Here is a 21,079-nt window from a genome sequence, read left to right on the forward strand (position 1 = left end):
TCGTCAAGGTCCGAGCCCAGGTGAGGTCGTCACCGACCTGCGCATCGAGCCGCTCACCGACCCCGACCTCTGGGGACGGGCCATCAACGACGAGCGCTACGCCATCATCGCCACCGTCTGAACCCCGGCCCGCAGCCTGGTCCATCTCGCGATGCGGTGGACGCCCGGCATGGCGACATCGCCCTGGTCTTCCGGCACGCTGGACGAGGCGGTGACCGGGGCGATGCTTCCCGAGTCGCCCTCCCGCCACGCGATCACCGTGGCCGAGCATGCGAAGCGGCAGCCGCGTGCCGGGGCGGAGCCCTCCGCTTGGGCGGACCAATCCAGACCTTCGCGTCCTGCCGCCGCGGTTGCTAGGCGTTCACGGTCCGGGCCTGACGGGAAGCTCGCCCTGAATGCTCGGCAGCGCGATGTTCACGGACGAGTCGTCCAGCATCTGCAGCAGCCGTACTGCCGCGATCACCAGGGGCGCGGACCAATTGTGTCGGGTTGCGCTCGTTGGCTCTAAAGCGCGGATGCGTGTATCGCGGGCGCGTCGAAAAGCGCTTACGGCGCTGCAATGGTCTTCCCGCTTGAGTTGAGGCATGGACCACAGCGGTCCGTGCCACGGCATGGTGGCCAACGCGGGGCCCGTGCCATCTGGCTTTGGCCGTAGGTCTGGGTCACAGCCCGGTCACAGGCTTGGGCACCGTGCTGTGACCGTCCGTTGTCTAGAACGTTGCGAACGGAAGGTGATCACAAAAGAGGGGGAGCGTGTCGTGTCGTACAGGAACGTTCGGGCGCCGTTGAGCAGGGCCGGTCTGGCCGCTGGTGTCGCGATGCTGTTGATGGCCCCTGCCGGGCCTGCCGTCGCCGTCCCGGCGCGGGTCGGGAACGTGCAGGAGGCGATGGACGAGTTGGCCAAGACTCCTGGGGTCGTGGGGGTCGTCGGCGGGGCTTACGTCGATGGGAAACCCGTCGGGCAGGGCAGCGCGGGCTCGCGGTTGCTGGGCGGCAAGGGTGGGCGCATACCCGCCAACGCGCGCTTCCGGATCGGGTCACAGACCAAGCAGATGGTGGCCACGGTGGTGCTGCAACTGGTCAAGGAGGGCAGGCTGGGCGTGGATGACAAGCTCGGCGACCTGCTGCCGGAGGTGGCGGAGAAGGATCTGGTGGAGCGGGCCGACGAGGTCACGGTACGGCAGATGCTCCGGCACACCTCGGGCATCCCCGACTGGTACGCCGGCAACCCCAAACCGGACGGGAGCGAGGGCGACGATCCCGGGTTCGATGTGTTCGACTTCACCACCCACTACCGGCCACTGGACCTGGTGAAGTGGAGCCGCAGCCGTCCCCGGACCGGGGAGCCCGGTGAGAAGTGGTCTTACTCCAACACCAACTACACCCTCCTCGGCGTCATCATCGAGAGGCTGACCGGCCATGACCTGGCCACCGAGCTGCACAGGCGCCTGTTCGGCCCGCTGGCGATGACCAAGACCTATCTTCCCCTCAAGCCTCCGGAGGGCATCAAGGGACCACACGGCCACGGCTACTACCCCGATGCCGACGGCGAGTTGCGTGACGTCGACCGGTTCAACGCCAGCATCGCCGGAGCGGCCGGCGGAGTGGTCTCCACCGCGCACGACGTCAGCGCCTTCCAACGGGCGTTCACCCAGGGCAAGCTGCTGCCGCCGGAACTCCAGCGAGTCCTGACCGACCGGCTGCCCAAGAACCCGCCCTCCCAGGGCAAAGTGAGCCGCGGCCGTTGCGGCGACGATTTCTACATCCTGGGCGGGAACGGCCCCGGCTTCCTCGCCATGACCTTCTACTCAGAGGACGGCCGCCGCCAGTTCGCGATGTCGTTCACCCTGAGCGCCAAGCCCGGCACCGTGGAACTCGACGTGAGCAAGGCCGTGGAGGCCGCCTTCTGCCCGTCCTCCTAACGGCGACTCCAGGCCCCTCCGCTCTGAAGGCGAGGGCTCCCGGTTCAGGATCGTCGCGCAGCCGCCCGACCTGATGGGACGGGCGGCGTCTCACATCTGCTCGTCCCCACCGAGAAGCACTGTTCAACCCGGAAGACGGCTTCGGGTACGCCGCCGAGGGACTCCGGTCCACCCCCTACAAGATCGGGCTGGAGCCTGACCATGACGAGCCGGAACCCCCCTCGGCGGCGAGTCAGCTAAGTCGGGAGGCGCTCGAATTGCTACGGCAGCCCGACGAGTAGCGCGCGCACCGACCGGCCTCATTGGATTCCGAGTGGCTTGACCTGCATGAACCATGCTCCGATGGCACCTTGGGGCGTGTACTGGTGAAGCTCCGGCCGGGACATGTTCCCCGGCCGGAGCTTCACAAGTACAGGGCTACACCTCTGCTGCCGGGCGATCTGTCCGGCGGCTGAGGCCCAGGCGTGTGTTCACTGCCAGGTGGCGCCGCCGCGGTAGACCCGGTGGTCGGAGGTGCGCCGTTCGCCGCCGTAGAGGCTGTCGCCTTCGACGGCTCTGAAGTCGGCGGCGCTGAGGAAGATGTAGTCGATCTTCTTCAGCGTCGGGGGATCGGTCGCGTCGGTGGTGAAGGTGATCTCCCCGCTGCGGCCCCGGACGGTTCCCGCGGGCCAGTCGGCGGAGTAGGCCGGGTCTGACTCGTCGGCCTCGTTGAAGATCCCCGTGCCGCCGCTGTGGTTGTAGAACTTGTCCATGACGGCGTCCCCAGGCTCGGCGTTGAAGTCACCCATCAGAACCACCGGCTTCTCGGTGTGCCAAGCGGAGGCCAGGGCCGCCAGGTTCGACGCCTGGAGCGCCCGCTGCTCCTTGGACTTGGCGCCGAGATGCACCGAACAAGCTTTCACGGCGCGGGAGCCGATGGCGGTGTCGGAGCAGAGCAGGCGGTTGGGTTCCTCCGTGGTGCCGATGTCGTGGGGCTCCCGGGTGGCGGGCTGCTTGGAGAAGAGCGCCATGCCGAACTTTATGCCCACGGAGTCGTCGTAGTTGTCGCACGTCCCGCCGGTGCCCTTGCCACTGCTGGCGTACGTCGCGTGGTACCCCTGAGCGACCAGGGCCGCACGGATGCGGCGGTATTGGCTGTAGCAGACCTCGTTCAGGGTGACGATGTCCGGGCTGTAGTTGCTGACCGATTCCACGATTTGGGCCGCCCGCACGGTGACTTCCCCGCGGGAGTCGGTGCCGGGCAGATAGTTGTGCTTGTTATTGGGGTCTTCCCAGCATTTGTTGCCGCACATGTTGAAGTGCCAGAACTTCAGGTCCGTGCTGGCCTGAGCCTGCGGGCTGTTGATCGCCAACTGCGCGGTGAGTGCGAGCTGCGCGGTGAGTGCCAGTACGCCGAAGGCGGCACCCAGATGGCGGAGCCTGCGTCTCGTGTCGACTCGCCACTTGGCCTTCGGCGGCTTCGCCGCGGCCGAAGCCTCAGCCGCCGCCGCGCCACCGAGGACCGTCCTGGCCACTAGCAAGGACCTGACGTTCATGAAGAACTCCTTCATGATCAGTTCGTGGACGATCCTCACCGTAGGCATGCCGCAAGCGGCTGGAATCAGTAACTTGACCGGTGCTGATCCGGGCCAGCGGCAGCGCGCAGGAGTAGGGAAACTCCGCTGCTTCATACGTCCCGGAAAGTTCTTCAAAGGATCCGGGCCGAGGTGTCGAATCGGGGCTGGGTTGTTCGTAGCCAGGGTGAGAGGCAGCCAACCAGGGCGCTGTCACGATCACAGGGAGGTGCCGACCGATGTCGCACCCACTGGCCAAGGTCCAGCGTATGTCCGAGTTCGTCGAGGTGATCGGCACCATCAGCTTCTCCGAGGTGGCGACCGAGGCGTTCTTGGCCCTGGGCATGCGCAATTACTGGGATGGATACTTTGCGGGCCGGGCCGCGCCGTTGGGGCTTGCATCGGCCGAGGTGGTGCATGCGGTCTTCTACAACTTCGCTGACGGCGAGGTGGCGCGCCACATCCCGTGGGTGTGGGGGAAGATCACCCCGCAGGAGGCGATCGCCGTGCGTGAGCGGGGCAGCGCTGCTGCTCTGCGGCAGCGGATCGGGGAACTGGCCGACTCCCCCGCTCTGGCGCGGGTCGCTGACCTGGCCACCCGGGCAGCGGTCGGCGCGCCGCCCGAGGGCCGGGTGTTGTATGCCGGACTGCGGGCGCTTGAGGTGCCCCAGGAGCCGGTGGCCAGGCTCTGGCACGCGGCGACGCTGCTGCGGGAGTACCGCGGGGACGGCCACAATGCCGTCCTGGTCGCCCACGGCATCGGCGGAACCGAGGCCCACGTCCTCATGGCTTTGTCCCTGGGGATGAGGGCGGAGGAATTCGGCCGGCTTCACCACCTGCCCAAGGCGCGGCTGGCCGCTGTCGTCGACGGGCTGCGCGGCCGCGGCCTGGTGGACGGCAACGGCGAGTTCACCGCCGCCGGCCGGGAGCTCAGAGAGCGGGTCGAGGCGCTCACCGACGAGCTGGCGGCGCCGGTGTACGACGTGCTCAGCACCGACGAGCTCGACGAGCTGATCGCGGGACTCGAGCCGATCGCCGCCGCACGACAGGCCGTCGACCACTGAGCGGACGAATCAGCCTCCTCGGTCACCCAGGTGAGCAGGCATCGCACAGGGACCACCCGCACTTGACTACCTGCTTCGGGCCGCCCGCGTCGGCCGTCCCATCGCCCAGGCACCCTACGACCACGTCCGCGCGCACTGGCCGCCCGGCGCCAACATCGGCATCGAATGCTGGCGACCCGGCGTGGTCCTCCACGGCCTGGACGTGCCCGGGCCCGGCTGGCTAGGGCGCTGCCTGCCCTCGGCTTCCGGCGGAGGCCGCTTGCGTTGGCCCCGGGTGAGGGTGGCCTGCTGGGTTGGGAGCGCTTGAGCTGGCGCCGCCTCTTGGCGTGGTTGCGCTTGATCCTTAGGCTCGGCTGGCTGGAGGTGGAGGGATGGTTGAGCGAGAGGTTGTTAGGGCACGGGCGCGCGTCGTCCCTGGCCGGGTGGTGCGTATTGATCTCGGCGACGGGCGTTGTGGCGGTGACGCCGGTGAGGAAGCGGCACGCGTGGGCGGCTTCGACGACGCCGCTGCCGTCCTCGCCTCAGAGGATGGGGAGCAATTACGCGGAACTCTCGACCTGGTCTAGGACGGAATGACGATCTCGTCATGGCGGCGGCGGAATCCGGAGGGGCTGTAGTAGCGGGTTATCTGGCCGGACGCGTTCACTTCGTGGCGGTAGTGACGGAGGAATTCCCAGAGCATGGGTGTCTCTTCGGGGATGTTGTTGTGCGACCGGTACAGGTTTCTGGTCACCTTGACCATCGGCACTGAGGATGCGGGGTCGCGCCAGGTCCAGGTTTGAAAGCGGTCGTGCCATCCGCTGCGCCGACCGCGGTCCACCTGCGCGAGCGTGAGGTTGTGGGCCCCGAGGTGATAGGCGGCCCAGGAGTCGACATCGTTGTGTATGCCGTCCCACAGGTCTCCCTCCAGGAAGGCCAGGTCGCCGTAGCCGTAGATCAGGTAGTTCGGAATCGGCCGCCGCGCCGCCGCGTAGGGGGTGCCCTCCAGGTCGATGTTGCCCGAGCTGTCGGGGGCTGGGGCGAACGAGGTCGAAGCTACGGCTGCGAAGTACTCGGGTTTGGCGGCGGCGAAGAACTGGCTGACCCGGCTTCCGGCGGATTGTCCCGTGGAGTAGAACCGGGTCGGGTCGACGTCGTACTCCTTGGTGACGAGCGTGCGGAGTTGGCGGAAGAACGCGTCGGAGTCGCTGTGGCTCACCGAGATCGCCGAGGCGCTGTACTGCTCGCAGATCACCACCAGGACGCAACCTTCGGTGCGGGCGACCTGCCACCACTGGGCGGAGTCGAAGAACACCTTGTCGGTCTGGGTGTTGCCCGGCCAGACGAAGACCACGGGCGCGTTGCGGCCCCACAGCCGGCGGGCGGACTCCGGGACGTGCACGAGGTGCTCGCGCAGCCGCCCCTCGACGGTCATCGTCCGCACTTCGACGCCGAGACGGTCGTAGTCGGCGCGCTGCACCAGCTGGTTGCCGTAGGCGAAGGAGTTCTCGTAGCGCGAGTAGTAGGTGAGGAAGGCCATGGCCTGCCGGGTGGTGCGCCGATCCGTCGCGTCGACCGGCCGCTCCTGCACCGCGACCTGGGAGATGGACCCCGAGAAAGAGGTCATCCAGCGGCGTGAACCGTGGCGCTGCTGGAACACCGTGCCCAAGGTCCGGTTATGGATGCCTCGATCGCCGGTGTCGTTGGCCCGGCGCCAGTAGGCGAGGCTGGCGTGGGCGCTGCGGCCCGGGTTGATGTACCAGGTCGGAAGCACCACCTCGGAGTGGCGGATGAGGTCGAAGCCCTCCGGGAAGACCACGTCGATGTAGGTACCTTCGGTGGTGCCGTCGAATTCCCGAGGTCCGATGGCGCCGAGGTAGTCGGCGGGCAGACCGTCCGAGTCCAGGTAAACCTGGCTGATCACCCGCAGCGGGAACGCCGCCGCCCACGCCTCCAGAGGCGGCGCTCCGGCTCCGTATCCCACCAGGTAGTGCAGGCCGAAGATCGAGAAGTGGACATTGGCCTGGAAGAAGGCCATCGCGGCGTCCACGTAGGCACGCTCGGCGCTCGCGGCACCCCATCCCGCCTCGCCCGGCTCCAGCACGAACAGGCCTTCGCCGCGCTCGTCGGCGATGTCGCACCATCCGGTCCGCCGCAGGAACTCGCCGGTCTCGACGCCGTCGGGAACGGCCAGCACCGTGTAGTACGAACGGATCGGCGTCTCAGGAGAGATGTAGACCTTGGCGGTCCGCGGCCATCCGCCCACATCGAAGGTCTTCTGCCAGTAACCGGTCATCTCGCGAGGCAGCTTGTTGGCTCGGCTGTAGTCGAAGGAGGGGGCCGGCCGTCCGTCGAGGGGCTTGGCCGGACCGAGCCTCCGCGGCGTTGTCGCCGCCGCGGTCTCGATACCTGCCTGGGCGACGACGGCACCGAGCACGGTGGCGGCAGCACCGCGGAGAACGGCTCGACGATGGAGCGTGGTCATGGACAACCCCTGCCCTGGTCCACCTAACGGACCATTTAGTCCATTAGTGATGGCTCTTGACCATCCCACGCCGAACCACGATCGACAAGGGTCCCACCCCTCCACCCGATGAACGCGGAGACTTGGCCGTACGGGAGGCTTGCCCCTGAGACAGAACGGACTTACTGCGTCCGCCACTTAGTGACCCTCTCGATCCGCGTGACGGACCTTGATTCAGAAGAGGCCCCACGGTTGACGCATGACGTCACCAGGACGCGCACCGCGAGAACGCTCGGCCCTCTAAAGGGATTCCACGAGGGAGATGAGCTTTTGGGGCGTTCGGTGGTGGTCCCGGAGGTTTTGATGGGTCACGCTAATGCCCATTAGCGATGGTATATATGGGCCTTCTTGCCCAAAGAGTAAACGTCGCCATAACTGGTCACTCAATAGCAATATTTACCGGGGAAACGCACCTCCCACAGACACGACCAGCGGAGAAGTGAGTTTGCTCGGAGTTGAAATGACCTAGACAGGTGCTTTACTGTCTGCATGCGGACGAACACGTGCCGTGAGTGCATGAACATGGCGAAAGGTGAATCTTTCAGCATGCGTATCTTTAGGCTGGCGGCGGTCACGGCAGGTGTGACAGCGGTCGCGACAATGCTGAGTGTCGCGCCGGCGTCGGCGGGAACCGGCGTGTTCTTTTCCAGCTCTCTCCTCGGGGGGCAGCAGCAGATCAATGACCCAGAACCCGGCCCGTGTTACACGGTCGCCGTAAGCTCTCTGTCCGCGTACAACAGGACGCGCCTGGTGGCCCACGTCTATCCCGACCCGTCCTGCTCACTGTCGGCCCTGCGAGTGGGGCCCGGAAACCACGTCGGCACGGTGTACACGTCGGTGAGCTTCAGCGCCGAATGACAGAGCCCCGCTCCCACCGCCGAGGCGCCCCGGGAAGCCCACGATCATCAACGCGACGCCCGACACCGCTTGCCGCAGCAAATCCGTGCAGGATGCGGCACACCCGATCATCAGCACTCATTGTTTCCATATAGGCACAGGGTGTTGTCGAGAAGGTGACGGTCTGCGGTTTTGCTGGTGACCGGTCGTGTGCCGGGAAGTGGTCGGGTGAGGCCGAAATCCGGTCTTGGGCGCTACGGCGTCGTCTGGTGGGCTCAGGTGTTCCCGGGTCCACCCGATGGGGGGAACACGGTGTTCCAGTCAGTGATCGATCCTGACGTCGACTCCGGTCTGGGTGAGGTGGTGGCCGATCTGATGACTCCGCCAGAGGCCCCGGTCAGCGACGTTCCACTTCCCCTTCCTGCCCTCGCTGCCTTTGTCGTCTACGGCTCCACGGATGACCCAGGCGACCGGTGAGGACGGTGCAGGTCTCGGCTGACGGCAAGAAGGGCTGAGCGCATCCGATGCCTGCTTCGGAGGAGATGGTCACCGGTTCAGTGGAGGGGCTCGCCGGGCTGGTCGATTCGGCCCTGCGCCGTCGGCAAAGCGGTGCGGTGGCCGCGTTCGTGGCCGGGGCGCCGCAAGAGGAGGTGGCACTGGCGGCGGTGCGGGTGCTAGGGCCGGACGCCCTGGCGCCCGCGCTGCTGGCCGGTGCCGCTCCGTTGGGCGCAGACCGCATGGTGTTGGTCCGTGCCTTGGATGCTCATCCGGTCACGGGCGCTGATGGCCTTGAGGTGCTGTGCTTGACCCAGGCCGCACGCGCCTTGTGCGGCGGTGAGGATGCCACCGGCGTCGGCTCGGCTGCTGCGGGCTGGGCGCGGGCCACAGCCGGCTGGGATTGGATCACTCTGTCTCGGCGTGTGGCGTGGCTGGCGCCGATGGCGTGGCCGCAGCTGTGCGGCCCGGTCGGTGAGACGGTTTGCGGTCGTGCCGTCGATGTGGGTCGTGGTCTGGCGCGTGCGATGCTGCGCCGGGACTATCCGACGGCGGCGCGGCTCGCCCGCTGGGCCGCGCTGGCCGGTCGCCTGGGCACCGACCCGGGACTGGACCTGGACACGGTGACGCGCCATCTGGATCTCTGCGGTGACGCAAGCTCGCGCACGGCCCTGCACACCGAACTCGCCCGGCGCATGACACCGGCGGCGGCGGAGGGGCCGTGAACACACCGACCGCGCCATGGGCGCAGGCAGCGTTGCCCTTGACGCGGGGCGCGTTCGGCTGGCTGCACCGCAACCGGCAATTGGCAGCACTGCCTTCAGACATCACCGGCGACCTCAAGGGGCACAGCAAGACCTACAAGGTCATCGGCGAACTCAGCTTGACCTGCCACATCATGACCCTTGCCGGCGCCGTCCTGCCGTCCGAACAAGCCAGGGCACAACAGTTGCTGGACTTTTGCTGGGAGCAACTGGGGCACGGCGATCTGCTGTATGAACGCCAGTTGCGCCACACGCTGGTGACCGACCCAGTAGAGCTGTACGCGCATCTGGCCCCACTCGGCTATCGCCACTCCAAGCTGGAGAAACTCGCCGCGCATTGCCACCGCTTGCAGGGCGTCCACGCGGTGGAGCAATACCCCAACCGCCGTCTGGCCGTGGCCAACGCCCTGCGCGTGCTGCAATTGCCGACACCACACGACTGGAACACGTTGACCCGCCGGACCTGGCTGGGCCACACCCCCGAGCCATGGACGCTGGACTGGGACGCCGCCTACTGTCTCACCCACACCGTCTACCACCTCACCGACTGGGGCAGCCGTCCACAGCACATCCCACCGCACCTGGCCGACTATCTTCACCGCTGGCTACCGGTGTGGCTGGACGCCTGGACCGAAACCCGGCATTGGGACCTGGTCGCCGAACTGCTCCTGGTCGATGCCTGCCTCCCTGAACCCCGATGCCCACTGGCCGCGTGGCAGGCACTGGCCGACAGCCGGCACACCACCGGCTACCTTCCGTGCGAGGGAAACCCCGAGCCCCAGGACGAGGCGGAGGCTTTCGGCCGCTATCAGCACACGACCTGCGTCACGGCCTCCGCCGGCGCACTCGCCCTGCGCCGCGCGCACGATGCCCGACACTGACAGCCGGCGGCTGCTGCACGCAGTGGCCGGCGCCGCAGACCGTCATGGCGCGGTCGTGATCGCCGTGACCCGGCACGACGCGACCAGCGTGCACTGCGCAGGACTCGCCGACCCGTCCCAAGGGCTACCGGCCGACCAGCGAACACGGTTCGAGATCGGTTCACTCACCAAGACCTTTACTGTCCTGCTGTTCGCCGTCCTGGCCGCCGAAGGCCGTGTGGACCTGCACGAACCACTCGCCCCCCACCTCCCCGCCAAAACGCTGCCACCCGACGCCCACCGCATCACCGCCTACCATCTGGCCACCCACACCTCCGGGCTCCCCGACTTCCCACTCTGGCTGCGGCTGCGGAACCTGCCCCTACTCAATCCCAACCCCTACAGCCGATACCGCCCCGAACAACTGCTCGCCCACCTGCGCCACGTCCGACTACGCCACCCTCCCGGCACCGCCACCACCTACTCCAGCCTGGCTATGGGACTCCTGGGCCACCTGATCGAACACGCCACCGACGACACTTACGGCAACCTGCTGCACGAAAAAGTGCTCACGCCCCTTGGTCTGACCGATACCACCGACGACCCCGCCCTTCCCCAAGCACTCGGCCACTGGCACGGCCGGCCCCGGCCCCCGTGCCTCGTCCCTGCCATCCCCGCCGCCGGCATCCTGCGCTCCAGCGCCCACGACCTCACCCACTACCTCCACCACCTCATCCAGCCCGGCGCCCACCTCCCCGCGCCCCTGCGCTCGGCCCTGCACACCGTTCTGCACCCACCGGCCGACCCCCACACACCCCTGGCCTGGGGCACCACCACCCACCACGGCAAGACCCTGTACTTCCACTCCGGCGGCACCCGCGGCCAAGCCGCCCACATCGGCTTCTGCCCCCGCCCCGCCACCACCCTCGTCGCACTCACCAGCAACGGCATCACCAGCAAAAGCACCTTCACCCGCGACGCCCAACGCCTCCTACGCCACCACACGAACACATAGCTGGCCTTTCCCCATGGCGTGAAGACTTGGACACAAGAAATCCCAGGTGAGGACTTCGTCGTCCACCCTGGGATCTGTGTCGTCAATGGCGCGGGCCTCGGTCATTCGCCGGGTGATTCGGGGCCGGTCAGGCGGTTCCAGGCGGCCACGGTGACGTAGTCCTGGACGGGCAGGTAGAAGGTCTTCTGGAACTTGTTCAGGCTCGTCCGCGTCTTCGGGCCGAAGTAGCCGGTGACCGGCAGGTCGTCCGCGCCGGTCGAGTGGCGGAAGGCGTTGAGCGCGACCTGCAGCGCCTTCACGCAGTCGTTGCGGTCGTTGTACCTGACCTGCGCCCGGCTGGTCATCGAGGTCCAGGTGTAGGCGCCGACGTTGCCGTCCGGCTTGAGGCCGTACCGGCTCTGGTAGGTCTGCACGGCCGCCTGGGTCTTGGGCCCGAAGTGCGAGGGGACGTCCACCTTGATGTTCTTGCAGTTGAGCAGCCACTGCACGGTCCGTACGTGCTCGCTGGTCTGGCCGCGCTGCAGGACGGGCCAGGTCGGGCCGCTCGGGCTGGTCCGGGTGGCGGTGTCGGCCGAGGCCGGGCCGGCCAGCGTTGCGCCACCGGCGACGACGGCGGCCGTGGTGAGTCCGATGACTGCGAGACGCTTGACGTTCACGATGGGATCAATCTCCTTCACACTGTGTTGTATGTCCTGGTTAGAGACATGAAAGTGAGAAGAAGTTGGCCGCTGGCCGGGTACGGTCACCTGCGAACCAATGCTCGGCCGGAGTGCGTCAGACAACCCATCGTGGACGGCGGAACCGGTGACAGGTGCCGGTGCCCTGGATGGCCGACGATCCTGATCCACGATGCGCACGATCAGCTGATCGACCGCTGGACGCTGCACCACCAGGAAAGCATCCGCAGTCTCGGTGACTGCGACGCCGATCTGCGCGACGGTCCGGCGCTCACCGCCTGGCTGGCCGAGCGTGGCCTGACCGGATCCCAACGGGTGGCGGCGGGACGCCCGCGACGAACAGCGTCGGATGCGCTGGATACAAGCCGCTCCACCTGGGTTGACCGAGGCCGCGAAGGCCATGGCACTTCGCCCAAGTGATGACCCTGAAGCCTGGTCACACCGGGTCCAGGCGGCCGAAGTCGATCTGGCGGCTCTCACACGCCGCCGCTATCCCGACGGGATCGAACGCGTCCGTGCCCTGCTGGCATGGGCAGGGCTCGCCGCTCGGGAACCCGGTGGCATGTACTGGTACGAGCGGGCAGTAGAGCAACAACTCTTGGCCGAACCCGCCGATCTCATCTTCGCCGCCCTCACCACCGAGCCGCCGAGCCCGGCCCAGCTCGACGGGGCGGCCAACCTGTTCGGCTGCATGGAGTGGACCACCGCGCACGGCAAGAAACTGCCGCGGCCACTGACGTCGCTGCTGGTAGCGCACATCCAGCCGACGGCACCGATCCGATGAGGACGCGCCTCGGGTGGGGCTACTACGGCGCAAAACGATCCGGCTAGGGAGACGCCGACACCGGCTCCTGGGACCGGAGCCGGCAACGGCCTAAGCAGCCGTCGGCACGCTTTTCGCCGTGGATGGCTGGAGAGGACGACGTTGGCGGATGAGCCCGTAGGCCAGGAGGGCCACCTTGTCCCAAGGGATCAGCCAGGCGATCGCGATGAGAATGAGGCCCAAATCGGCGCGGGTGAGGGCGGTGATGAGGTCTCGGGCGGTGACGAGGTTGAGGCCCGTGTTGGCCAGGCGGACCGCGAGGCGGACAGGGGTGAGGTTCCAGAGCTTGAGGAGCGTTTCTCGCATCGGTCGTCGCCTCCTTTCAGGGTGTGCGTACGCCTGGCGCTTGAGGGCGGCTGCGGTCAGAGGCCCCAGGCGGCGGTGATCGGGGCGGCGGTGTCGAACTTCTGCATCGTGCTCTCCTTGCGGCTCGTCGTTTCCAATGATGGAAAAGCTACGTTGCATTCCAAATCACTGCAACACGTATGTTGCGCACTTTGCGTATCAGAGCATGTCAATGCGCTTATTTCGTTGCACTGGTCTCGGATTTAATGCAACAACGGGCCGCTTGTTCGTTGCAATGAACTGGGAGTGAACGCTATAAGGGACGCAGCCCGGTGCCGTCGCGCTGGCGGGTGCCCGGGCGGCCCACCACCGATCCGCTTGCCTTGGCGCTCATCGCCGCGTTCGCCCTCACCGCAACTACCGCGTTCGCGGTCCCGCCGCCCTGGCGACTCGTCGGAACGCGTAGACAACGGACATCGACGGGGTGGCGAGGTGGCGGGAGAAGTTGCCTGATGAGGCGAACAGGCTCGGCGCTTCGGCGGGATGCTCTCGTTCGCGCGGGCCCCGACGGTCTGGGCCGCTTTCACGCAGTTCGTCGGGGCGGCTAGCCTCGGGGACGTCGTCAACCTTGATGTCCTGCGGCTCGTCGAGGTCCCGACGACCTGCGGATCAACAGGGGCCTGGGAACGATCGGAAACAGGATGGTGCTTCAGTGAGCAGCACGGCGGCCGACCGGCCTCGGCAGGGGGACGAGCACGCGGTTTTGCGCGAGGTGGAGAGCCGGGTGTTGTGGCTGTCGACGGCGATCATCCATCATGCGAACCGGGTGCGCCCGAATCCGTCGGGGTTGAAGGTGGGCGGGCATCAGGCCTCGTCGGCGTCGATGGTGTCGATCATGACGGCCCTGTGGTTCCGGCACCTGCGGCCGCAGGACCGGGTGTCGGTCAAGCCGCATGCCTCTCCGGTGCTGCACGCGATCAACTATCTGCTGGGCGAGCTGGACGCCTCGTACCTGACCAGGTTGCGCGAGTTCGGCGGCTTGCAGAGCTATCCGAGCCGGACCAAGGACCCCGACCCGGTCGACTACTCCACCGGATCGGTCGGGATCGGGCCACGGCGCCGATCTGGGGTGCCCTCTCCCGCCGGTATGTGGACGGCCTGGCCGGGCGCGCGGGCAGCGGCCGGCAGTACTCGCTGGTGGGTGACGCCGAGCTGGACGAGGGCGCGGTGTGGGAGGCCGTGCTCGACTCGGCGGTGGCCGAGCTCGGCGAGATCGTGTGGATCGTCGACCTGAACCGCCAGTCGCTGGACCGGGTCGTGCCGAACATCGCAGCCGAGAAGCTGCAGGGCATGTTCGGCGCCGCCGGCTGGCAGGTGATCAGCCTCAAGTACGGCCGGCTGCTCCAGGAGCTGTTCGCCCGTCCCGGCGGCGACGAGCTGCGGCGCCGCATCGACGCGATGCCCAATCCCGAGTACCAGCGGCTGCTGCGCTGCGACGCGCCGGAGGTGCGGCGGCGCCTGCCCGGCGACGGCCCGGGCGCCGCGCCGATCGCCGAGCTGGTCGCCCAGGTGGACGACGCCGCGCTGGTCGACGCGATCGCCGACCTCGGCGGCCACGACCATGCCGCGCTGGACGAGGCGTTCGCCGCGATCGACGACACCCGCCCGACGGTGATCTTCGCCTACACGATCAAGGGCTATGGCCTGGCCACCAAGGGCCACCCGCAGAACCACTCGGCCCTGCTGTCCGACGCGCAGCTGGGCGAGATGGCCACGCGGATGGGCACCGACACCGACGATCCCTGGCAGTCGTTCCCCGAGGGCAGCCCGGCTCAGGCTCTGTGCGTCCGAACCGCCCAGCGTCTGCGGCGTCCAGACACGCCCTCGCTGGCGGCCCCCGACCTGCCCACCGACATCGGCCGCATCCCGTCCGGCGTGGCCACCACGCAGGCCGCGCTCGGCCGGGTGCTGCTCGACCTGACCCGCGAGGCGCCCGAAGCCGCGCGCCGGGTGGTGACGGTCAGCCCGGACGTCTCCTCGTCCACGAACCTGGGCGGCTGGGTCAACAAGGTCGGCGTGTGGTCGGCCTCGGAACGCCCCGACTGGTTCGCCGACGACCGCGAGACCATCCTGCACTGGCGCGAGAAGCCCACCGGCCAGCACATCGAACTGGGCATCGCCGAGGTCAACCTCGTCAGCCTGCTCGGCGAACTCGGCGCCACCTGGAGCCGATGGGGACAGCCGCTGCTGCCGATCGGCGTCCTCTACGACCCGTTCGTCGAACGCGCCCTGGAACCCTGGTCGTACGGCATCTACGCGGGCGGGCAGTCGATCCTGATCGGCACCCCGTCCGGCGTCTCGCTGGCCCCCGAAGGCGGAGCGCACCAGTCGATCAAGACCCCGTCCATCGGCCTCGAACAACCGGGCTGCGTGAGCTACGAACCCGCGTTCGTCATCGACACCGAATGGACCCTCCTGGCCGGCCTGGCTCGACTCGGCAAGCCCGACGGTTCCTCGGCCTACCTGCGGCTGTCCACCCGTCCGGTCGACCAGTCACTGGCGGCCGTGCCCACCGACCCCGCCGCCCGCGAACGCCGCCGCCGCCAGGTCGTCGCCGGCGCCTACGTGCTGCGCCGCACCGACGCGCCCACGGTCGCGATCGCCGCCATGGGCGCCCTCGTTCCCGAAGCCCTGAACGCCGCCGAACGCCTCGAACAGATCGGCATCGCAGCGGACGTGATCTGCGTGACCAGCCCCGACCTGCTCTACCGCGCCGTCCGCGCCCGCCAAGGCCACGAGACGGCCGAGTCGTGGATCCTCGACCAGGCCTTCCCCGCCGACCGGGCCACACCCCTGGTCACCGTCCTGGACGGGCACCCGCACGCCCTGGCGTTCCTGGCCACCATCAACCGAGTGCCCACCACCGCGCTGGGAGTGACCCGCTTCGGGCAGTCCGGCTCACTGGAGGACGTCTACCGCCACCACAACCTGGACACCGACAGCATCATCCGCGCCGCCCTGGACCTCATCCGGTAAGGCGACCCAGATCCAGACGAGCATCCGTCCATGCGGGATCCACGGCCTGCCCGTGCGCCTGCGGGATGGCCGAGAGAAGCGTCAGCGCTGGATGGCTCAGACGAGCAGGGCGTACTCGACCGCGGTGGCGGCCTCGGCGGCGCCGGCGAGAGCCAGGAGCGTGAAGAGAGCAGCGATCAAGGTGGCGATCACGATCATCGTCTTGCGCATCTTGTACCTCCGACCACCCCGAGGGGAGTGTCATCCGTCCGTTGCACGGTATTCGGCTCGGACCCCGCTGTGGATGGGTCGGCGGCAAGGTGTCCGCAACCGGTCCATTGTTCGCGTGTGAGAAAGTGATTCATGCCCTTGAGCGCGCACCAACTCAGGACTTCGATCGCCGTCTCCGACATCGAGGAGGCGGTCGCGTTCTACGAAGGCAAGCTGGGCCTGGAGGCGCTGTGGTCCGGCCCGAGCGCCCACATCGCCGGTGGCAGCCGCGTCTATGGCTCTGGTGGCGGGCCCGCGTTGAACGTGTACCAGTCGGCCACCGCCGGGAAGACCCAGGCGACCCTGGCGGTGTGGTACGTCGACGACCTCGACCAGATCGTGGACGAGCTCACGGCGTCCGGCGTCGAGTTCGTCCGCTATGACCAGTTCGAACACGACGCCAGGGGGATCACCCCTCGGGCCGGCGGCGGACGCATCGCGTGGTTCCAGGACCCGGACGGCAACACCTTCGCCCTCGAAGCCGACGTCTGAGTCATCCGAACAGGCGCGTTCTGTGGGCCCACGCGGCGGCCTCCAGGCGCGTTGTCACGCCCAGCTTGGCCAGGATGTTCGAGACGTGGACGCCGGCGGTCTTGGCGGAGATGTACAGCTGCTCGCCGATCTGGCGATTGCTCAGCTGGTACGCCCGCTGGAGCCGGCCGGTGACCGTGAGCTTTCCGCTCCAGTCGACCAGCCGCTGGATCAACCCCTCGCCCTGCCGGTGGTCGTTCAGGCTCTGCGCGGCGGTGTACAGCAGCGGCCAGCCGTACCGGGGGCTGACCAGCAGATCGTGATCGTCGAGGACATGGCCGATGATCGCGGCGACGGCGCCCGCGTCCTGCGTGACCTGGGCCAGCCGGCAGTCCAGCAGGTCGGGCTCCAGGCACGACTCCTCGCCGCGGTTGTTGCCGCGCATCGCGGCCCTGGCCTGCTCGGCCGCGGCCGAGGCGGGACCGGTGTCGCCCCGCCGGAGGTCGACGGTCGCCTGAATGATCTGCAGGTACGCCTGGTAGAGCGGCGGCGGGGCCAGGCTGAGCGCGGCCCGGTCGACCTCGGTCGCCTCGGGCCGGCGGCCGAGCGAGAGCAACGACTCCGAGAGGTTCGGCGCCAGCAGCGTGCCCCGCGTGCGGGCCAGCCCGAGATCAGCGGCGAGGGCCATGCCCTGCCGCGCGACCTGCGCCGCCCGCGCATGCTCGCCGGCGGCCTCCAGGGTGTCCGACTCGGTGATCGCCACGAGCAGCTGGGTGTCATGCGCCCCGGCCTGCGCGGCGGCCGCACCGGCCTCGCCGTACAGCTCGATCGCGGTCGCCAGGTCAGCGTTCGCGGCGGCCAGAGCCGCGAGCGTGACGAGCGCCTTCGCCTGGACGACGCGGTCGTGCGTCCGGCGGCCGATCTCCAGCGCCTCCTCGGCCGACGCCCGCGCGGGCGCGAGCCGGCGATGGTTGCGCTGGGACGTGGCCGGCTCGGCCAGCACCCGCCCCCGCACCACCGACGCGGAGGCGGGTGGTAGGAGGTGGGTGGCTTCTAGCAGGTCGGGTAGCGGGTCTTGGCCGTCGCGGTCGTGTAGCGCTGCGCGTGTTATCAGTAGGGCGGCGGTCGCCGCGGCGATTCCCGCGTCCAGCTCACCGGCGTTCAGGCAGGCTTCGGCGGTCATCTCCATGACCGTGAAACGGTCGGCGCCGATCTGGGCCGGTAGGTCGGGGAGCCGGTCCCATAGGCGTAGGACGCGGTCGAGCATGCGGTGGCGTTCGGCGTACGCGTACGCGCGGCGGCCCGTCGGCGCCCAGATCGGTGCATCCGCCCGTCACCGTCCGCGCGGACGCGCCGAGCCCGGACATGAACTCCCGCACCAGCCGGGTCTTGCCCCGGCTGATCGTCGCCGCCGCGGTGGTCGGCCACGGAAACCGGGTGTTCGAAGGGGACACCCTTCAGAAGTGGACGCTGCGCGGCTTGGAGCAAGGCAAGAACGGCACCCTGTTCCTCGACTACAGCCACACGCCCTGAGCACACTGCGCCTACGTCCTGAGCACGCGTCCACACGGCCTGAGCATGCAGCGACACGACCTGAGCACGCGCTCACACGCCGCTTCAGGTCACCAGGCCTCTGCGGTAGGCGTAGACCACCGCCTGCACGCGGTCGCGCAGGTCGAGCTTGGCGAGGATGCGCGACACGTACGTCTTGACGGTCTCCGGGCTGATCACCAGCGTCGTGGCGATCTCGTTGTTGGACAGGCCGTCGGCGATGAGGCGCAGCACTTCCAGCTCGCGCGGCGTCAGCGGCAGCTCTTCGGGGGTGTTCTCGGCGGGACGGATCCGCGCCGCGTACCGGCCGACGAGCTGCCGCGTCACCTCGGGTGCCAGCAGCGCGGCGCCGGCCGCGACGGTGCGGATGCCGTGCAGCAGCTGCGCGGGCGGGGCGTCCTTGAGCAGGAACCCGCTCGCCCCCGCGCGCAGCGCCTCGTACACGTACTCGTCCAGGTTGAACGTGGTCACCACGAGCACCTTGACCGGCTGCGCCACGCCGGCACCGGCCAGCAGGCGGGTGGCCTCGATGCCGTCGAGCACCGGCATCCGCACGTCCATCACCACGACGTCCGGACGCAGCCGGCCGGTGAGCTCGACCGCGGCGCGTCCGTCGCCGCACTCCCCCACCACCTCCAGGTCGGGCTGCGCACCGATGATCGTCGCGAACCCGGTGCGGATCAGCGCCTGGTCGTCGCAGACCAGCACGCGGATCGGCGCGGTCACGACGGGTTCCCCGCGGGGATGCGGGCCCGCACGACGAAGCCGTCCGCCCGCCGGCCGGCGCTGAACTCGCCGCCCAGGGCCTCGACCCGATCACGGAGCCCGGCCAGGCCCCGCCCACTCCCCCCGGGCGACCCGGGCGGCGAGCCGGAACCGGCGGTGCCGATCTCCACGTCGATCTCCCTCTGGCCATAGCGGACCTCGACTACGGTGCGCCTGCCGTGGGCGTACTTGAGGGCGTTCGTCAGTGACTCCTGCACGACGCGGTAGGTCACGAACTCGGCGCTGCCGGCCGGCTCGGCGGGCTCGCCCTGCTGGGCGAACTCCACCGGCTGCCCCGCCTGACGTGTCTGTTCTACGAGGGCGCGCAGGTCACCGGTGGACGGGGCTCTGCCCGCCTCGCTCGCGGGGTCGTGGTCGGGGTTGAGCAGGTCGAGCAGATGCCGCAGGTCGGTGATGGCGCGCCGTCCGGTGTCGGTGACGGCGCCCAGCGTCGCGTCGAGGCGATCGGGCGCGGCGGTCAGATAGCGCGCCGCCTCGGCCTGGACGACCATCGCCGTCACATGGTGGGCCACGACGTCGTGAAGTTCGCGGGCGATCCGGGTGCGTTCGGCGGCGCGGGTGGCCTCGGCCAGGCCGCGGCGGCGTTCGGCCTCAGCGATCCGGGTCGAGCGCAGCCACGCCCCGATCCCCCACGCCAGCACGCACGCCGCATAGAACGTCACGAAGCCGCCCACGTTCTCGCCCGAGCCAGGCCGGTTCAACGCGATCGCCAGCGGCACGTACGCCACCGACAGCGCGACCATCGTGACGCGCCGGTGACGTTCCAGATGGACGCCCGCACTCACCAGCGAGATCGCCAGCCCCGTCCCGGCGTACGCGTGGTAGCCGCGCAACTGGTCCACGGCGAAACCGACCGTCACCAGCGCCAGGCAGACGGCCGGCCATCGCCGGCGCACCGCCAGGGGCAGGCACTCCAGCGCGATCGCCACCACGGCCAGCGCGTCGAACGGGCGGTCCGGCCGGTCACCGATCTGTGTCCCGTAGCCGTGGAAGGACGGCACCAGCGATCCCGCGAGCAGGACCAGCGCGAGCGGAAGATCCCGGACCGTGACGTCGCACCGCCGCCACAGGTCGGACACCCGCCGGAGATCGATCACTGGGCGAGGGTAGCGGTCGCGCCCGGCCGCTGACGAAAGGCGCCTTTCCTCCACCGCGCCACCTAGCGCGCGGCCTGCGCGGTGACGCGCTGAATGGCCCGGACGGCGAAATCAGGCTGGTCGACGTAGATGTAATGCCCGCTCTTCGTGGCCGTGCTCAGCTTGCCGCGACTGGAGAGCGCGAGCCACTCGCGCTGTCCGGCGGACCAGGCCCGCTCCAGGCGCGGCCCGTACGTGGGGACGGCCGCGAGGTACGGCTTCCCGTGTTTGATCACCTCGACCGGGATCTTCCCGGCGGAGCGGACCTTCCCGTCGGCGATGACGAGCTTCTCCGGGTTCTGCCCCTGGAAGATCGCGAGGTTCTGTGCGCGCAGCTCGGCCGCCGGACCCTTGGCGGACGCAGGGATCGCCTTGCTGATGTCGCCGACCATCGTCGGCGGTGTGGCGTCCATCAGGACCAGCCCCTTGATCCTGTCCCGGTGGCCGGGGGCGTACCTGGCGGCGATCAGCCCGCCCAGCGAGTGTCCGGCCAGGACGACCGGATTGTCACCGGCGATCTGGTCGAGCAGCCCGGTCAGCACCTTCCCGCCGCTGGCGAAGTTCTGCGGGCCGTCGGGCTGGTCGCTCTTGCCCGCGCCGAGCCGGTCGTAGGAACAGACCCGGTTCTTCTCGCTCAGCGTCTTCTGGAGGGCGGCCATCTTGTCGAGCCCGTCGCCTCCGCCGTGCAGCAGGACGATGACCGGCTTTCCCTTCGCCGGGTCGCCCGAACAGGACACGTTCACCGACTTCCCGCCGACATCGACCTTCTTGGTCCCGGAGAAGAGGCCATCGGCCTTCTGTGCGCTGGGGCTGGCGAACGAATCCCCGTCCGTCACGTCCTCACAGCCGGTGAGCCCGGCAACGGCGCAGCACACCGCGATCACAGCGGATGTCTTGATTTTGGGGAGCATGTGTTTCCTCCGGGAAAGAAGGTGAGAGCGTCCTGAGAAACGCCGGCGGCGATTCCGAGAACGGTATGGATTCGGCACCCTCGGGATCATCACCGTGTGGTGGACACTCACAGGTAGCTCGGATGGGGGACACGGCGAGGG

21 protein-coding genes are annotated in these 21,079 nt (G+C 68.6%); 12 read left to right on the forward strand and 9 right to left on the reverse strand.

The window, feature by feature from the left end:
- Positions 1 to 96: 96 nt before the first annotated feature.
- Entirely contained in the window at positions 97 to 258 is a 162-nt protein-coding gene (locus ACGFNU_RS33090) for a hypothetical protein (protein WP_392600047.1), read from the reverse strand.
- A gap of 500 nt (positions 259 to 758) precedes the next feature.
- On the opposite strand from ACGFNU_RS33090, the gene ACGFNU_RS33095 reads away from it, so the two are divergent.
- On the forward strand, positions 759 to 1,922 hold the full coding sequence (locus ACGFNU_RS33095) for a serine hydrolase domain-containing protein (protein ID WP_392600049.1): 1,164 nt from the start codon (positions 759 to 761) through the stop codon (positions 1,920 to 1,922).
- A gap of 470 nt (positions 1,923 to 2,392) precedes the next feature.
- Here the strand turns inward: ACGFNU_RS33095 and ACGFNU_RS33100 are convergent, their stop codons facing one another.
- Complete coding sequence (locus ACGFNU_RS33100; protein ID WP_392600051.1) at positions 2,393 to 3,457, reverse strand: endonuclease/exonuclease/phosphatase family protein; 1,065 nt, start codon at positions 3,455 to 3,457, stop codon at positions 2,393 to 2,395.
- 257 nt (positions 3,458 to 3,714) lie between these two features.
- Between ACGFNU_RS33100 and ACGFNU_RS33105 the strand changes: the two genes are divergently transcribed.
- Positions 3,715 to 4,539: a MarR family winged helix-turn-helix transcriptional regulator gene (locus ACGFNU_RS33105; RefSeq protein ID WP_392600052.1), complete on the forward strand. Its 825-nt coding sequence runs from the start codon at positions 3,715 to 3,717 to the stop codon at positions 4,537 to 4,539.
- A gap of 562 nt (positions 4,540 to 5,101) precedes the next feature.
- Here ACGFNU_RS33105 and ACGFNU_RS33110 read toward each other — a convergent pair.
- Positions 5,102 to 7,003: a hypothetical protein gene (locus ACGFNU_RS33110; RefSeq protein WP_392600054.1), complete on the reverse strand. Its 1,902-nt coding sequence runs from the start codon at positions 7,001 to 7,003 to the stop codon at positions 5,102 to 5,104.
- 555 nt (positions 7,004 to 7,558) lie between these two features.
- Between ACGFNU_RS33110 and ACGFNU_RS33115 the strand changes: the two genes are divergently transcribed.
- The 4 genes from ACGFNU_RS33115 (at position 7,559) to ACGFNU_RS33130 (ending at position 11,013) form a co-directional block, all read left to right on the forward strand.
- Complete coding sequence (locus ACGFNU_RS33115) at positions 7,559 to 7,900, forward strand: hypothetical protein (protein WP_392600055.1); 342 nt, start codon at positions 7,559 to 7,561, stop codon at positions 7,898 to 7,900.
- Between the two features lie 521 nt (positions 7,901 to 8,421).
- The gene (locus ACGFNU_RS33120; protein WP_392600057.1) at positions 8,422 to 9,099 is read left to right on the forward strand and encodes a hypothetical protein; all 678 of its coding nucleotides are present in this window, start codon (positions 8,422 to 8,424) and stop codon (positions 9,097 to 9,099) included.
- Positions 9,096 to 10,019, forward strand: a complete 924-nt coding sequence (locus ACGFNU_RS33125; RefSeq protein ID WP_392600059.1) for a DUF6895 family protein — start codon at positions 9,096 to 9,098, stop codon at positions 10,017 to 10,019. The genes ACGFNU_RS33120 and ACGFNU_RS33125 overlap by 4 nt, the downstream gene beginning before the upstream one ends.
- Complete coding sequence (locus ACGFNU_RS33130; protein WP_392600061.1) at positions 10,006 to 11,013, forward strand: serine hydrolase domain-containing protein; 1,008 nt, start codon at positions 10,006 to 10,008, stop codon at positions 11,011 to 11,013. Before ACGFNU_RS33125 ends, ACGFNU_RS33130 begins: the two co-directional genes overlap by 14 nt.
- A 101-nt stretch (positions 11,014 to 11,114) precedes the next feature.
- Here the strand turns inward: ACGFNU_RS33130 and ACGFNU_RS33135 are convergent, their stop codons facing one another.
- On the reverse strand, positions 11,115 to 11,669 hold the full coding sequence (locus ACGFNU_RS33135; protein WP_392600063.1) for a peptidoglycan-binding protein: 555 nt from the start codon (positions 11,667 to 11,669) through the stop codon (positions 11,115 to 11,117).
- Between the two features lie 132 nt (positions 11,670 to 11,801).
- Between ACGFNU_RS33135 and ACGFNU_RS33140 the strand changes: the two genes are divergently transcribed.
- Both ACGFNU_RS33140 and ACGFNU_RS33145 read left to right on the forward strand, forming a co-directional pair.
- Positions 11,802 to 12,110, forward strand: coding sequence for a hypothetical protein (locus tag ACGFNU_RS33140; RefSeq protein ID WP_392600064.1), 309 nt, complete (start codon positions 11,802 to 11,804; stop codon positions 12,108 to 12,110).
- Positions 12,091 to 12,474: a hypothetical protein gene (locus ACGFNU_RS33145; protein ID WP_392600066.1), complete on the forward strand. Its 384-nt coding sequence runs from the start codon at positions 12,091 to 12,093 to the stop codon at positions 12,472 to 12,474. The genes ACGFNU_RS33140 and ACGFNU_RS33145 overlap by 20 nt, the downstream gene beginning before the upstream one ends.
- Positions 12,475 to 12,564: 90 nt before the next feature.
- Here ACGFNU_RS33145 and ACGFNU_RS33150 read toward each other — a convergent pair whose 3' ends face one another.
- Positions 12,565 to 12,819 carry a hypothetical protein gene (locus tag ACGFNU_RS33150; RefSeq protein WP_392600068.1) on the reverse strand — a complete coding sequence of 85 codons (255 nt, stop codon included), beginning with the start codon at positions 12,817 to 12,819 and terminating at the stop codon, positions 12,565 to 12,567.
- A 691-nt stretch (positions 12,820 to 13,510) separates the two neighbouring features.
- Here ACGFNU_RS33150 and ACGFNU_RS33155 point away from each other — a divergent pair.
- The 3 genes from ACGFNU_RS33155 (at position 13,511) to ACGFNU_RS33165 (ending at position 16,575) form a co-directional block, all read left to right on the forward strand.
- A complete protein-coding gene (locus ACGFNU_RS33155) occupies positions 13,511 to 14,092 on the forward strand; it encodes a hypothetical protein (RefSeq protein ID WP_392600070.1) in 582 nt (193 codons plus the stop codon).
- Entirely contained in the window at positions 13,996 to 15,834 is a 1,839-nt protein-coding gene (locus ACGFNU_RS33160; protein WP_392600072.1) for a pyruvate dehydrogenase, read from the forward strand. The genes ACGFNU_RS33155 and ACGFNU_RS33160 overlap by 97 nt, the downstream gene beginning before the upstream one ends.
- 342 nt (positions 15,835 to 16,176) lie before the next feature.
- The gene (locus ACGFNU_RS33165; RefSeq protein WP_392600073.1) at positions 16,177 to 16,575 is read left to right on the forward strand and encodes a VOC family protein; all 399 of its coding nucleotides are present in this window, start codon (positions 16,177 to 16,179) and stop codon (positions 16,573 to 16,575) included.
- Position 16,576: 1 nt separating this feature from the next.
- Here ACGFNU_RS33165 and ACGFNU_RS33170 read toward each other — a convergent pair whose 3' ends face one another.
- Positions 16,577 to 17,821 carry a LuxR C-terminal-related transcriptional regulator gene (locus ACGFNU_RS33170; protein WP_392600075.1) on the reverse strand — a complete coding sequence of 415 codons (1,245 nt, stop codon included), beginning with the start codon at positions 17,819 to 17,821 and terminating at the stop codon, positions 16,577 to 16,579.
- 98 nt (positions 17,822 to 17,919) lie between these two features.
- Between ACGFNU_RS33170 and ACGFNU_RS33175 the strand changes: the two genes are divergently transcribed.
- The gene (locus ACGFNU_RS33175; RefSeq protein WP_392600077.1) at positions 17,920 to 18,087 is read left to right on the forward strand and encodes a hypothetical protein; all 168 of its coding nucleotides are present in this window, start codon (positions 17,920 to 17,922) and stop codon (positions 18,085 to 18,087) included.
- Positions 18,088 to 18,171: 84 nt separating this feature from the next.
- Here ACGFNU_RS33175 and ACGFNU_RS33180 read toward each other — a convergent pair whose 3' ends face one another.
- From ACGFNU_RS33180 to ACGFNU_RS33190, 3 genes are all read right to left on the reverse strand, one after another.
- Positions 18,172 to 18,831, reverse strand: a complete 660-nt coding sequence (locus tag ACGFNU_RS33180; protein WP_392600079.1) for a response regulator — start codon at positions 18,829 to 18,831, stop codon at positions 18,172 to 18,174.
- Entirely contained in the window at positions 18,828 to 19,988 is a 1,161-nt protein-coding gene (locus tag ACGFNU_RS33185; RefSeq protein WP_392600080.1) for a sensor histidine kinase, read from the reverse strand. Before ACGFNU_RS33185 ends, ACGFNU_RS33180 begins: the two co-directional genes overlap by 4 nt.
- Before the next feature lie 62 nt (positions 19,989 to 20,050).
- Complete coding sequence (locus tag ACGFNU_RS33190; RefSeq protein ID WP_392600082.1) at positions 20,051 to 20,938, reverse strand: alpha/beta fold hydrolase; 888 nt, start codon at positions 20,936 to 20,938, stop codon at positions 20,051 to 20,053.
- Between the last annotated feature and the right edge of the window lie 141 nt (positions 20,939 to 21,079).

The sequence above is a fragment of the Spirillospora sp. NPDC048911 genome (assembly GCF_043198015.1).
Taxonomy (GTDB): domain Bacteria; phylum Actinomycetota; class Actinomycetes; order Streptosporangiales; family Streptosporangiaceae; genus Spirillospora.

Excerpts from the sequence above, each read along its gene's own strand:
- ACGFNU_RS33100 (WP_392600051.1), bottom strand. The coding sequence starts at position 3,457 with ATGAACGTCAGGTCCTTGCTAGTGGCCAGGACGGTCCTCGGTGGCGCG.
- ACGFNU_RS33105 (WP_392600052.1), top strand. The coding sequence starts at position 3,715 with ATGTCGCACCCACTGGCCAAGGTCCAGCGTATGTCCGAGTTCGTCGAG.
- ACGFNU_RS33110 (WP_392600054.1), bottom strand. The coding sequence starts at position 7,003 with ATGACCACGCTCCATCGTCGAGCCGTTCTCCGCGGTGCTGCCGCCACC.
- ACGFNU_RS33115 (WP_392600055.1), top strand. The coding sequence starts at position 7,559 with ATGAACATGGCGAAAGGTGAATCTTTCAGCATGCGTATCTTTAGGCTG.
- ACGFNU_RS33120 (WP_392600057.1), top strand. The coding sequence starts at position 8,422 with ATGGTCACCGGTTCAGTGGAGGGGCTCGCCGGGCTGGTCGATTCGGCC.
- ACGFNU_RS33130 (WP_392600061.1), top strand. The coding sequence starts at position 10,006 with ATGCCCGACACTGACAGCCGGCGGCTGCTGCACGCAGTGGCCGGCGCC.
- ACGFNU_RS33145 (WP_392600066.1), top strand. The coding sequence starts at position 12,091 with ATGGCACTTCGCCCAAGTGATGACCCTGAAGCCTGGTCACACCGGGTC.
- ACGFNU_RS33150 (WP_392600068.1), bottom strand. The coding sequence starts at position 12,819 with ATGCGAGAAACGCTCCTCAAGCTCTGGAACCTCACCCCTGTCCGCCTC.
- ACGFNU_RS33165 (WP_392600073.1), top strand. The coding sequence starts at position 16,177 with ATGCCCTTGAGCGCGCACCAACTCAGGACTTCGATCGCCGTCTCCGAC.
- ACGFNU_RS33170 (WP_392600075.1), bottom strand. The coding sequence starts at position 17,821 with ATGCTCGACCGCGTCCTACGCCTATGGGACCGGCTCCCCGACCTACCG.
- ACGFNU_RS33175 (WP_392600077.1), top strand. The coding sequence starts at position 17,920 with ATGAACTCCCGCACCAGCCGGGTCTTGCCCCGGCTGATCGTCGCCGCC.
- ACGFNU_RS33190 (WP_392600082.1), bottom strand. The coding sequence starts at position 20,938 with ATGCTCCCCAAAATCAAGACATCCGCTGTGATCGCGGTGTGCTGCGCC.